The sequence below is a fragment of the Treponema sp. Marseille-Q4132 genome (assembly GCF_014334835.1).
Taxonomy (GTDB): Bacteria; Spirochaetota; Spirochaetia; order Treponematales; family Treponemataceae; genus Treponema_D; species Treponema_D paredis.
Genome location: NZ_CP060591.1, coordinates 59,760 through 72,482, shown reverse-complemented (window position 1 = coordinate 72,482; position 12,723 = coordinate 59,760). Strand labels below are relative to the sequence as shown.

The window sequence follows — 12,723 nt, the reverse complement described above, 5'->3', positions numbered from 1 at the left end:
AGGCGGAGCGAACTCAGCGTCCCCGTGCGTTTTCGAGAGCTTCCGATGCGGCAGCGTCGAGAGCCTCGGCAAGGGATGCATCGGGCAAATCGGCAAGTTTCGTTCGCATATCGTGGATGACAAGCGGTACGAGCTGTTCATCGGTGAGTGCGGAAAAGGATGTCGCTCCGTTTTCCAAAAGACCTGCGGGCAGTTTTATCTTTCTGAGCACTTCGGCCGTCGCAAGCAGCCCCGGCTTTCCGGAAAGACGCGCTATCACGTAATCGAGCAAAAGCCTCGTTCGGCTTTTCATAAATTTTTCTTTTCGCAGCGAAGGTAAAAAATCGCACATGGCGCGAAGCTTTTTAAAAAGATCCAATTCGATTGCAAAGTCGCTTGCACTTTTTTTATCTTGCAGAGCCGAAGCGATATCGGGAAGCGCACGCACGGCTTTTTCAAGAGCGGCGTTAAAGTCTCGAGGCTTTCCTTCACTGCGCTCTTCGCCGCCGGTTCGTTTTGCAATATTTCCGTTTGCATCCGTTTTTAAAAGAGCTTTTTCGGCCGCATCCCGTATTTTTTTCACGGCATTTTCGGCCGCACCTTTGACATTCGACTCCGCGTGTTCGGTATCCGACCGTATTCGTTCGACGCTTTTTTTCATCGACCCGATAAGCTCGCGCATTTCATTGACGGCATCGCGTGCGGCTTTGCGCGTCCGATGCGCTTCATCATAAGAACGGCGCAAAGCTTCAAGCTCATCCGCACGGCGGGCGTTTACGGCTTTCAATGCTGCGTCAAATTTTCGGGAAGCGGCTTCAGCCGTTTCCGCCGCTCGGCGTTCGGCTTCAAAGATGCGTTCGGGAGGAAGCGAACCCGCAGCTTCGCGCGTATCCTGCATAGGCAACGAAGATCCCTCAGACACTCCTTCTCTCGCACCGGCTTCCGCTCGCGCTTTTTTTTCAGCGGAAAGCGCGCGCTCGGCATCCGTCCAACCCCGCTCGCTTCCGATCGCCGCTTCGGACAAAGGACGGCGAGCAGGCACGTCTTCGGCTATCGAAATGGGCTCGTCTTCATAATTTACGCGTTTAGCTTTACTTTTCGGCAAAACGGCCGGAGTCTCAAATCCCGCATCGATATTTTCCGTACCGAAGGCGTCTTCTATATTTCCGGAAAGACTTTCATCGATTCCTGCAGCAGGTCCCGTCCTCCCGTCGAAAATATCATCGCTCCCGGCGGCCCGTGAAGACGCGTCTTTGTCGATCGGACGGTCGGACGGAATGAGAAGATCCAAACCTTCCGGTTCGGAATCCCGTATTTCCTCATCGCTTTCTTGATCGGCAATTGTAAACGGATCGATTTCGTCGTCGGCTTTTAAAAGACTTTCACCCGCAAAATCAAAATCGAAAAAATCGTCGTCTGAGCGAAGTTGTCCGTAAACGGAAGCTTCGGCGGCTTTCGTTTCGGGAGAATCCATAACGATTTCCGCGCCCGTTGTTTCATCGTTTTCATCCGCAACATAATCGCTCTGTGCATCGTCCGATTCTTTTAATAATTTTTCGATACGCGCACTTTCGTTTTTTGCCGAAACATTGCCGCCGTCTACGGCGAGGGCGGCGCGGTAAGCGGCGAGCGCGGAAGACAGCTTCCCTTCTTCCGTATCGATTTCCGCCGAAAGCACGAGTGCTTCTTCATCGCTCGGATATTTTGAAAGATAGCGCGCGATAAAATTCCGCGCCTTATCGAATCGCCCCGCTTGCACAAACCGCCGCGCAGCCGACTTTTCATACGCAAAATATTGAGAGTCGATCGAATTTATTTTTTTATAGCAGGAAGCGGCCTTTTCATCTTCTCCCCTGCAAATACAATACTGTCCGTAGAGATCGAGTATTTGCACATCGTTTTGATTTTCCGCATAGAGCGCTTTAAGCTTTGCAAATGCGCCTTCATAATCACGGGCTGAAAGAAGAGTGCGGACATATTGTTCTCCGACTGAGGCGTCCGCCGGAAAATCGTTTTCAGCCTGACGAATAAGGGCTGCCCCGTTTTCAAGCGCGCCTTTTTTTTCATATGCATCGGCAAGACAGGAAATAACGGTCGTATTTTTCGGATCGAATTTCAAAGCTTTTTTAAGTGCGGAAACGGCAGCTTCATAATCGAATCGCTTGAGCGCTATGCGGCCGAGCAGCGCAAAAAGTCCCGCATCGGACGGATGCAGAGCGATCGCCTTTGTGACGACGGCGGCAGCCCTTTCCGTTTTATGCCGGCGGAGCAAAAGCGCTGCATACTTTCGAACCGCTTCCGTTTTTCCGGGTTTCGCGCGCAGGACAGCTTCGTATACGACGGCCGCTTCTCCGTCCGCACCGACGGCTTCATAAGTTTCGGCAAGATTCAACTGCAGTACCGGATGATTCGGATCGATTTGCAAGCCGCGTTTATACGCCGTCATCGCTTTTTGATATTCTTTGCGAAGCGCATAGATGGCACCCAAATGATTGTACGCAAGCGTATCGCCCGGATCAGCGGAAATAACCGAATTGAAACAGTCGATCGCCTTATCGTAATCTCCCATTGAACGATAGGTAAATCCCAAATTATACTGTATCGCAGTTTTGTCGCCGCCTGCGGAGAGAGCCGCACGGAGAGAGCGGAGAGCATCGTCATAGCGTTCAAGTCTGCGGTAAATACCGCCGGTCGCATTGAGAGAAGCCGCATCGTTCGGATCAATCTTATTAATTTTTTCGTAATAAGGAAGAGCGCGCGCATCGTCGCCCGATTTGACGTACACGTCGCCGAGCGCAAAAAGCACATCGCGGTTTTCGGGATCGTCTTTTAACAATCCCTCATACAAGCGCGCGGCAAGGGTGAAATCGCGGGAAGCGAGAGCCGCCGCCGCACGGCGAAAAACGAATTTATTCTCCTCTGCCCTTTCACTTGCCATAATCGCCGTCCGATGCGGGGCGCGCATAGGTTTCGCGCGAAAGAGGGCCGACTATGCGCCTGTCGAGTTTCGAATAAGATGCAACTGCAAAATAATAAATCGTTCCGTTTTTAAGATTCGTGAGCGTCAAGGACTGCGAAAAACCCGCATCGACAGGCGATGAGCCTTCGCGTGCAACGCGTCCGAGATATTCGCCGGGCCTCGTTCCGTAGTAAACGTAATAACCGCCCGCATTTTCGTCGACGGAATGCGCCCACGAAAGCGTTACGCTTCCGTCACCGGAAGCCGCTTTTACGGTAAAAGGCGGAAGCGGCAAAGGAGGCACCGTATAATCGATATCGATTTGCGTAAGCGACGGAGTGCGGGATCCGTTTCCGTCGGGATAAAGATCGGCGGCTATTTGAAAATACAAACCGTTTACGCCCGAAATCCTTTCTCCGCTTCGCACAGGACGCCACGCGGGATACGAATCGGTCCATCCGAAAATATTGTCGCCGCTCCGCACATAGAGACGAACTGCAGTTTGATCCGGTTCGCTCATCACCGCCGTCACCGAATTGAGAGAAGATGCGACCGATGTCAAAAGCGGCTGCGTTTCGATGCGCCCGCCGGACGCGCGGTACTTCGCGTATCCGAGAGCCGACGCATCTTCCGATTTTTGCAGCATCGCATCGTTATAGGTTCCCTTTTGTATGCGGAAATCGTCGATACTTCCCGTATACTTTCGGCACAGTTCGATATCCGCAGGCACGCCGAAATACACAGGATACACCGAACCCGACGCGCGGCCGGTCGACGTAACGTAGGCGATCGCTTCGAGCCCGCCGTTCACGCGGTATTCGATACACCCATTTTCTTCGTCGAAAGCGATCGAGTGATGCGCCCACTTTCCGGGAATCAGCGTCGTAATACCCGTAAGCGTCACATCGCCTTTATCGTATCCGTCGAAGATATTCGAAAACGTCCATGAAAGATGATTTTGATAAAAAGACGCCGTGATCATCTGATATACGATACTGCGTCCGATGCTGCGCGATGATCTCCAATTAAAAACGACTTCACCGTTTTCCGCAACCGCGGGTAAGAGCCAAAACTCAATATAAAACGACGGAGCAGGTCCTTCCGTGCCGAAAAGCGAGCCCGCCTTTCCGCGAAGCGATATGCCGCCCGTACCGCGGGAAAGAGCGGCGCCTTTTCCCATCGCCGATTTTCCCGAAAGCAAAAGGGCGTTTTTAGTCACAATATAATGCCCCGTTTTATCCGCAAAGGGCTTTTCTTCGAAATCGAAAAGCGTGTCCGTCATCGCGTCCTGAACACGGCTGTCGGTAGCAAGTTCGATACACGGATAGCCGAAGCGCCCCGTCCCCTCCGTAACGCCTCTCCTGAGCGAAAGCTTCGACCAGCCTTCGCTTCCGCCGATCGTCATCGAATCGGCAAAGGCGGGACGGATACACAAAACTGCCGAAAGCGCGTACAATAAAAGGCACGCGCGAAAGCGAAGCGTCCGCGAAACGAAAAATACATGCACCGGACGAAGAGCGCTCGATAAAGCGGAAGCGCGCACCGGATGAAGAGTGCACAAAGCGGCAAGTGCGCGCACTGGACGAAGCGCGGACAAAATCGTTATTTTTTTATTATACGGAAAACACATAGGCACTATGGCAAAAGCGGTACGGGAAATACTACACGAAACGGCATTACAAGCCCCCTCTTCAAGCGGCGTCTACCTGTGGCGGAACCGGCAGGGAGATGTCATCTATGTCGGCAAAGCGAAAAATCTGAAAAACCGCCTCACCTCGTATTTTTCCGGCAGCAAAGACATCAAAACGAAACTCCTTGTCGCACACGCCGAGTCAATCGAGTATATCACAACGGCAAACGAATATGAAGCCTTTCTGCTCGAAAACAATCTTATTAAAAAACACAATCCGCGCTACAACATCGATTTGAAAGACGGCAAATCCTATCCCGTTTTGCGGATCACAAACGAAGATTTTCCGCGCGTTATCAAAACGCGGCGCATCATCGAAGACGGCTCGACCTATTTCGGCCCCTACCCCGACGCGGGTGCGCTCGACACCTTTATCGACACGCTCTACCGCATCTATCCCGTGCGGCAGTGCAAAACGCTCAAAGATCGGGATGCTCCCTGTCTCTACTACCACATCGGCCGATGCGGCGCGCCCTGCTGCAAAAAAATTTCCCGCGAAGCCTATACCGAATACATCGGCGAAATCGAAAGCCTTCTTGAGGGAAAAGGAGACGAAACCCTAAAAAAAATAAAAGCGGAAATGCAAAAGGCATCGGAAAATCTCAACTTCGAAAAAGCCGCGCGCTTGAGAGACGGACTTTCAGCTCTTTCGATCATGCAAAAACAGAACATCGTCCAAACTTTCGACGGAGACGACCGCGACTACATCGCCTATTGGAGGGAAGGTGAACTCGTAAGTTTTACCGTCTTAAAACTCCGCGGAGGAAAACTCGAAGGACGCGGCAACTACCGCACCGTAAGTTTAAACGAAGATGCGGAGCTGATCGGAGAGTTTTTCAACGCATACTATACCGACAAAGCCGAAGTACCCCCGCACATCTATATACCCAATTTATTAATTAATAATTTATCCGGCATTGAAAATTCTTATACCGATACGGGGAAGAGCCCTCCCCCGCGCTCGCACACGGTTGCTCGCTCCCCCTCCAGCGGGGGCACCCCGCAACTCCCCGATCGAAGCGTCGCTTTTCTCTCGCCCGCCGAACTTGCAAGATGGTTTTCCGAAACGCTCGGCGCCGAAACCGAAATCGTCCCCGTTTCCGATGCAGGCAAAAATGTAAAATACCACACGGCAGCCATCAATATGGCAAAGCAAAACGCGCATGAAGATATCGTGCGGCGCCTGCGCGAACGGGGCGACATACCAGCGCTCGAAGAACTCAAAACGCTCCTTTCTCTCGACACGCTTCCCGTACGTATCGAAGGATTCGACATCGCGCATATCGGCGGCAAATTTCCCGTCGCAAGTTTAATAAGTTTTTACAACGGTAACCCCGACAAAAAAAACTACCGCTATTTCCGCCTCAAAACGACCGACGGCATCATAGATGACTTCGCATCCATGCGGGAAGCGGCGAGCAGACGCTATACGAGACTTTTGAACGAAGGACGGGAACTGCCCGATCTCCTGCTCATAGACGGCGGCATCGGACAGGTGAATGCGGTGCAAAGCGTACTCACATCGCTCGGCATCGACATACCCATCGCGGGACTCGCCGAAAAAAACGAAGAAATATACAGGCCGGGAAACAGCACGCCCGTCATACTTCCGCGGAGAAGCGACGCGCTCCGCCTGCTCCAGCGCGTAAGAGATGAAACGCACCGCTTTGCGACAAGCAAAAATCAGCGCCTCCGTACCAAAGAAAATACCGTAAGCATTTTTCTCGAACTTCCCGGCGTCGGCGAAAAGCGGGCGCGCACATTGATAAAAACTTTTACGACGCTCGAAAACCTCGCATGCGCGGATTCATCGCGCATCGCAGACGCGCTCGGCGTGAGTGAGGACGAAGCAAAAAAAATTATGCGGGAAGCGAAAAAGCTCAACGATGCACGGAAAGAAAAAAAAGCGAAACAGATCGAATCGCTCGAAAACGCCGGTACGACCGCGCAAAAAGCCGCAGCAGCGCACTATATCGACAGCCTTGCCGGCGCAGCCCTCGACGGAAGCGGTACCGAATAAAGGCAGGCTATCGCCGAAAATACCGCGATTTTTTTACGGCACGCATTGTTTTCCGCCGATATAATTTCAGCCGCCCTTGCCGCAACCGATTGTAGAAAATGCGATTTTCCCTATAATGTATACGGCCGATATATGACCGTATAAAAATTATTAAGGAAATCACACATGGAATACATTTTCGATAAAGAGGGAAACCCGCTCGGCGTCGTACAAGGCGCATACATCCGCGACATGGAAGGAAATCCCGTCGGCCAGCTCAAGGGCGAACACGTCCATAAACTGAGCGGAGGCTATGTCGGAGAACTCAAAGACGGCATGATTTTGGACATGCACAAAGGTACCCTCGGAAACGCAGGCTATGCCGAAAATCCGGGAAAGGGTATGCATCCCATGGCACATTCTCCGCGGCCGCCGGTGCGCACCGTATTCGAAGACGCGTGGGAAAGATTATTTGATGATGGACTGTAAGACGCGAAGACCTGCCGCAGCCGTAAAATCGTGCTTGCACAATACAGACAATTCATGTATGCCACGGTTGTACTATCCCTCCGCGGCATCTGTAAAACAGCGCTTCTAAATTACATTATAAAAAGATAAATTCAAGTATTTGATAAAAGACCTGAAAACATAAGTTTTCTATGATTTTGAAATACTCAGCTGTGAGAACTCATAATGCAAGGTCAATTATTTTATGCTATAATCAGGAAAAGCGGCAGAGATATTAATCGAATGTAAGTTCAAAAACTTGCGCTTGGACAATAAAAAAATGATTAAATTAATAATTAATATTTCTATTTTGGTTTTAATAATAATTTTTCAATCTTTTACAAGAAAAAAGAAAATCGTAAAATGCAAAGAAAATCCGGACATAATCATTCAAAACGCAATCCGTGAATTGCTGCTTTCTGAAAATGAATCACAAATCCATATATGCGGAAAAGGTAAAAATGAAACGATAACGCTGAAAAGAAAAATAAACGGAATTTTTATATATTGGATATCATCCTCTACAAATGATGATACCGTACACAAAGAGCTTTTCGAAATTAAAACATTCTTGGATGAAAAAGGCTTTATGTATAATTCTAAAATTACTATTGATACACTGGATGTATTAAAACCGTATGAATACATAGTGGAATATTTTGACGACATTCATGCAAATACGGGAGAAAACGGGCAAGACATATTTACGTTATTACGGGAATATTTTAGAATCGTATTGCGGATAACGGATTTACACAGTTTGACAATCGATAAAAGATACATGAAAGTAAAGGCAGTCAAACAAAGAACCGCGCTCACGCACTAATGCGTAGGGCAAACACACAGATTAAGGCAGGAAAAAAAATGAACAAAAAGCGCTTTTCAATTTGTATTTTGACGATATTTTTTATTGTATCCGTTTATGCGCATGAAAATATTGTATCCGTTTTTCAAGATTCAAAAAAAGAAACCGATCTATCGTCGTGTTTAAAAAACGGATTGATAAAGCTCGAAGTAAACTTAGACGAAGAAATTCCGGAAGAAAATATTTCCGCTATACAGTATATTTTAAAACATACCTACGAAAACAATATTCATAAAATGCGAGGAGAAGAAGACAATAAGGTGTATACAAAGGAAAGCGGCGAAGAAGCCGTGTTCGATAAAGAAGGAAACCTTGTTACAAATGATTGGAATAAAGGCTCTTTTAATTACGGTTCATACAGCGAACCTATAAATAAATTTAAAGTCGATATATGGCCGTGGTTGATTTGGGGGAATACGAGAGAAGATCCGACAAGTTTTGATGAAAGATTTTACTACTACATCATGGATTTGGACAACGGTATTCAATCGTATATCTTTTTGGAAGATAAAACCGAAATCGAAAAAATAAACTATGCAAATCTGAATGAAACGGATAAATTAATATATAAGTTTTTCAATTATTTGATTTTTAACAAATCGTATAAATTCGATTTATCGAAAAAAAATATAGCAAAGTATAAAAAAAGCGCTGATAATTATTGGAAATATCTGTCCCAATTATTAACTTTGTCGGGATATGAAAAATAAAAACTATCGGGAATGCCGAAGTAATATGAAAAAAATATATTTAATATTATTAACTGCTGTTTTTCCTTTTTCATTAGCAGCATGTATTTTTACAAAAACGCTGGAATTTAATACTGTACAAAATTTCAAAATCATAGAACAACCGGATGATAAATTAAAAATTTCAGGACTGTGTTCATGGTCTTCATATGTTGTTAAGAATATAAAGAAACACAAAGAAAACGATACGCTTTCCATAATCATCGAAATTACTCCATTCCATAAAAGAGATACTTCCGGCAGTTTCGATTCTATTCTGAAAATTCCGGATGATATTACATCAATCACGTTCGGCAAAAGAAGGCGTGAAATTTGGAATAGAGCATCACCGTTTCATACCGGTAAATTGAAAATCGGCATGGAAATTCCTTCAGGCACTGTTCTTATTATGAATGAATCTCAATTCACCGAACAAAGATTTGAATTTAAAACAGACGGCAAAGGAACTATTCGATACTATACTATTGAATATTGTAAGAAATCCGATGAATTTCCTGACGGTAGTATATATTCTGAATTCCGTGAACCTGAAAATTTTATATATATTCCCGAAACAGGCAGGATTTTTACGGTCAACGACAGTAATCGCATTTTAGTGTATGTTCCTTCTGCAGATAAATATTTCTTATATGATGATTTAAAAGTTTATTTTAGAACTCCGGTATACGGTCGTAAAGTAGTTAGCGGGTGGGAAATGAATAATAAAACCATGTTTATATTTTTTAACGACGGAACATGTTTTGATAAGAATTTTTCCGATGAAGAAAATAAAACACTCTCCACATATACAGAAGATTCCGGTATTATTCGATTGGAATTCCCCCTTTTGCCGTTTCCTCAATATTTTTTACAAGACGGCAATAGGTTATTTTCGGGATTTTCATATCTGTATATAAAGAAGTAAATATAAAAATTAATTTAATACAAAGCAATAGGAATCAGTTTGCGCTGTACTCTGTACCCCCCCCACAAGTCCGGCAACTTTCGAAATTATTATTTTATTCTGCTGCCGTGCATATATTTTTTTATTATTAATTTACGAAATCCGCCGGCAAGAGATTACTCCGGCGGAGATTGTAAGGTTAACACTGATTAATACGCATTCGAATTAATCAGTGTTTTCTTATATCACTTTGCCGCGTTCTTTCCCGCGATGCGGCCGAACACGATGATGTCGGCGATCGCGTCGCTGCCCAAGCGGTTTTTGCCGTGCACGCCGCCGGTCACTTCTCCCGCGGCATACAAACCGGGGATCACCGTACCGTCTGTTTTTATGACTTGCGCTTGGCTGTTGATTTTGACGCCGCCCATCGTGTGGTGTACGGCGGGCACTGCTTTCAAAATATAAAACGGCGCTTTTTCGATTGGGAAGGTTAAGCTGCGTTTATTGAATTCGGGATCTTTACCTGCTGCAACGTAGCTGTTGTAGCGGTTTACGGTTGCGATCATCTCGTTCGCATCGATGCCGAAAAACTCCGCCGCTTTTTCAAGCGTATCGGCTTTTACCAAAAGCTTGTTTTTGTACAGATAAGCGATTTCGGCCGCGTGATTTTGTTCAAGATGGCTTTCGTCGTATCCTTTTTGATCGATGATTTCATAGCAGCAATGTCCGGTCTGTGCTTTGATCGCCATTGACATAACGTCGCGCCTTCCGAGTTCTTCAACAAAGCGCTTGCCTTCTTTGTTTACGATAACGCTGTGTCCGTAGAGGCGCGCGTCATCGAAATACAAAAGCGTGCCCGTAAGCGGATCGCATATCGGGTAGGTTTGAATATACTGCATATCGACGAGAGCCGCTCCGATTTTTTCGGACATGACGATGCCGTCGCCCGTACTGCCGACCGTATTCGTCGAAAGGATGTTTTCATCGACGGCGGGATTGTATTTTTTGCGCATATCGAGGTTCGAGCCGAAGCCGCCGGTTGCGAGCACGACGCCCTTTTTCGCATAAAAAGTATACTTCGTCGTTTCACTTTCGGCCGAAACTCCGGTAACGCGTCCCTTCGCATCCTGCACGAATGCGACTGCGGGCGTATTGTACACGATGGGGATGCCGAGCTTTTCCGCTTTGGCGAGCATTTTTGTGATGAGTTCTTTGCCGCTCGCGCCTGAGGGAATCAAACTGCGCTTTACCGAATGTCCGCCGAAAAACATCAGCGAGTTTTCCCATACGACACCGCATTTGTCCCTGAGCCACTCCGCGCCTGCAAGCGCATTCGATGCGACGACGTGCACGAGTTCGGGGTTATTGATATTGTCGCCGCCTTTCATTATATCCTGTTCGAAGCGAGAGACGCTGTCTTCGATACCGTCACGCTTTTGGAGCCAGTTGCCCGGAGCTGCCATTTCCGCTCCCGAGATGAGCGTGTTGCCTCCGGCCATCGGCATCTTTTCCAAAACGATAACGTCGGCGCCCGCTTCTTTCGCTTCGATTGCGGCTGCAAGTCCCGCACCGCCGGCACCGATGACGATAACGTCGTGGGTTTCGGTTTTTTTCTGCTTCGCTTTTGCTTTCGGCGCTGCGGCGGCTTTTTTATTCGCTTTCAGTTCTCCGCCCGCCTGTGCGACCGCTGCATTCACAGCCGCAAGAAAGCCTGTCGAAGTGAGCGTACAGCCCGAAACCGTATCGACTGCCGTGCTGTTCGATTTTATTACCGCAGTTTTAAGCGTATCCATCGCTTTGTCGAAGCCCGGCGTTTCGTTGTGAGAAAGCACTTTGATACCGGCGATCGCGTTCTTTTTGACGGTTACCTGCACCGTTATTTTTCCGCCTTTGCCGTCTCCCGTTCCGGTGTAGGTTCCGTTTTTCATCGAAGCGCTTTGCGGCCACGCGGTAAACAAAACCGTCGAAGCGAAAAACGCCGCAAACAGTCCCTTTAAAATCTTTTTCATAATTTTCCTCCATAAGCACATATACGCATTCGAAGAGCGAATGTATGCGCTATAAGCATAGCATAATATTCCGCCTTTTTATTGTCAAACGAATATTGACCGCAACAGATATTTTTAAATTAATAATTTTATAATGTAATATCACTTTTTAATCGGTATAACGCGTATCAGCGTCAATTCGGGATTATTGAATATCCGAACGATTTTCGGCTGCTGATACGAAAGACCGCGGCTTACGATCATCACGGAACGCGCATTGTTTTTAAGCACATACTTTCCGCCCGCGTATTTCGGAAACATACCCTGCCCCGGCGCATAGAGCGCGTTTATAAAGGGCGGAAATCGCCACAGCCCGCCGTGCGCATGCCCTGCCAAAATCACATCGAAATCGTATTTTACATAATCATTTACGTATTCGGGGCGGTGAACGAGGAGCATCGTAAATAAAACCGTGCGTCCGTCATCCGCAAAGGATCGAACGAGCGCGTCCGTCTTTTGCGCGACTTCGGCAAGGCGTTTGCGGTAGGAAACTCTGTCGTCTCCGACTCTGAGCGCCGCCCGCTCTCCCAAACCGAAATACGGATCTTCAACGCCCGAGATGACGACGGTGCCCTGCGGAAAATCGAGGGAAACCGCTTCGTCGTACAGCACTTTAAAACCGTACCGTTCGAGCATGGCGTATTTTTTTTCTATATGCAGATCGGAAAAATCGTGATTTCCCGTCACGAAAAATCCGGGACAGAGATCGCAAATGCCTGAAAGGAGCGCTTCGACGTTTTTGAAAGGCTTATCGCCTTTCATCCTTTCATCGAAGAGATCTCCCGTGATCGCGATGATGTCGGGGCGCGCTTTTTTTATCTTTTCGATGATTTTGATTTCATCTTTGCCGAAATCATTCGAATGAAAATCGGAAATCTGTACGATTCTGATTTCGTTCGAAACGCGCTCCTCTTCGATATCGTAAGCGACCGTTCTAATCGAACGGCATGAAGTGATGACGATGATCGAAAATAAAATAAATAATTTATTGATTTTTCGTTTCATACCTGATTGCTCCGACATATCGACTGCTTGGCGAACACA

General features: G+C 47.3%; 9 protein-coding genes. 5 read left to right on the top strand and 4 right to left on the bottom strand.

Going from position 1 to position 12,723, the window contains the following annotated elements:
• Nucleotides 1-13 precede the first annotated feature (13 nt).
• Nucleotides 14-2,917 carry a tetratricopeptide repeat protein gene (locus H9I35_RS00270; protein WP_187419689.1) on the bottom strand — a complete coding sequence of 968 codons (2,904 nt, stop codon included), beginning with the start codon at nt 2,915-2,917 and terminating at the stop codon, nt 14-16.
• Nucleotides 2,907-4,568, bottom strand: coding sequence for a fibronectin type III domain-containing protein (locus H9I35_RS00265; protein WP_187419688.1), 1,662 nt, complete (start codon nt 4,566-4,568; stop codon nt 2,907-2,909). The genes H9I35_RS00270 and H9I35_RS00265 overlap by 11 nt, the downstream gene beginning before the upstream one ends.
• 7 nt (nt 4,569-4,575) lie before the next feature.
• Between H9I35_RS00265 and uvrC the strand changes: the two genes are divergently transcribed.
• From uvrC to H9I35_RS00240, 5 genes are all read left to right on the top strand, one after another.
• Nucleotides 4,576-6,648 (top strand): excinuclease ABC subunit UvrC, encoded by a 2,073-nt coding sequence (gene uvrC, locus H9I35_RS00260; protein WP_187419687.1) that lies wholly within the window; start codon nt 4,576-4,578, stop codon nt 6,646-6,648.
• 165 nt (nt 6,649-6,813) lie between these two features.
• Nucleotides 6,814-7,116 (top strand): 4-fold beta flower protein, encoded by a 303-nt coding sequence (locus H9I35_RS00255; RefSeq protein WP_187419686.1) that lies wholly within the window; start codon nt 6,814-6,816, stop codon nt 7,114-7,116.
• Nucleotides 7,117-7,414: 298 nt separating this feature from the next.
• The gene (locus tag H9I35_RS00250) at nt 7,415-7,960 is read left to right on the top strand and encodes a hypothetical protein (protein ID WP_187419685.1); all 546 of its coding nucleotides are present in this window, start codon (nt 7,415-7,417) and stop codon (nt 7,958-7,960) included.
• A 38-nt stretch (nt 7,961-7,998) separates the two neighbouring features.
• Nucleotides 7,999-8,709 carry a hypothetical protein gene (locus H9I35_RS00245; protein WP_187419684.1) on the top strand — a complete coding sequence of 237 codons (711 nt, stop codon included), beginning with the start codon at nt 7,999-8,001 and terminating at the stop codon, nt 8,707-8,709.
• 25 nt (nt 8,710-8,734) lie between these two features.
• The gene (locus H9I35_RS00240) at nt 8,735-9,652 is read left to right on the top strand and encodes a hypothetical protein (protein ID WP_187419683.1); all 918 of its coding nucleotides are present in this window, start codon (nt 8,735-8,737) and stop codon (nt 9,650-9,652) included.
• Between the two features lie 224 nt (nt 9,653-9,876).
• Here the strand turns inward: H9I35_RS00240 and H9I35_RS00235 are convergent, their stop codons facing one another.
• Nucleotides 9,877-11,640: a flavocytochrome c gene (locus H9I35_RS00235; protein ID WP_187419682.1), complete on the bottom strand. Its 1,764-nt coding sequence runs from the start codon at nt 11,638-11,640 to the stop codon at nt 9,877-9,879.
• Nucleotides 11,641-11,781: 141 nt separating this feature from the next.
• Nucleotides 11,782-12,684, bottom strand: a complete 903-nt coding sequence (locus H9I35_RS00230; protein ID WP_187419681.1) for a metallophosphoesterase — start codon at nt 12,682-12,684, stop codon at nt 11,782-11,784.
• Nucleotides 12,685-12,723: the final 39 nt, after the last annotated feature.

What these genes read in the sequence shown, in the direction of transcription:
- H9I35_RS00270 (WP_187419689.1), bottom strand. Translation starts at nt 2,917, where the DNA reads ATGGCAAGTGAAAGGGCAGAGGAGAATAAATTCGTTTTTCGCCGTGCG.
- H9I35_RS00265 (WP_187419688.1), bottom strand. Translation starts at nt 4,568, where the DNA reads ATGTGTTTTCCGTATAATAAAAAAATAACGATTTTGTCCGCGCTTCGT.
- uvrC (WP_187419687.1), top strand. Translation starts at nt 4,576, where the DNA reads ATGGCAAAAGCGGTACGGGAAATACTACACGAAACGGCATTACAAGCC.
- H9I35_RS00255 (WP_187419686.1), top strand. Translation starts at nt 6,814, where the DNA reads ATGGAATACATTTTCGATAAAGAGGGAAACCCGCTCGGCGTCGTACAA.
- H9I35_RS00250 (WP_187419685.1), top strand. Translation starts at nt 7,415, where the DNA reads ATGATTAAATTAATAATTAATATTTCTATTTTGGTTTTAATAATAATT.
- H9I35_RS00245 (WP_187419684.1), top strand. Translation starts at nt 7,999, where the DNA reads ATGAACAAAAAGCGCTTTTCAATTTGTATTTTGACGATATTTTTTATT.
- H9I35_RS00240 (WP_187419683.1), top strand. Translation starts at nt 8,735, where the DNA reads ATGAAAAAAATATATTTAATATTATTAACTGCTGTTTTTCCTTTTTCA.
- H9I35_RS00235 (WP_187419682.1), bottom strand. Translation starts at nt 11,640, where the DNA reads ATGAAAAAGATTTTAAAGGGACTGTTTGCGGCGTTTTTCGCTTCGACG.
- H9I35_RS00230 (WP_187419681.1), bottom strand. Translation starts at nt 12,684, where the DNA reads ATGAAACGAAAAATCAATAAATTATTTATTTTATTTTCGATCATCGTC.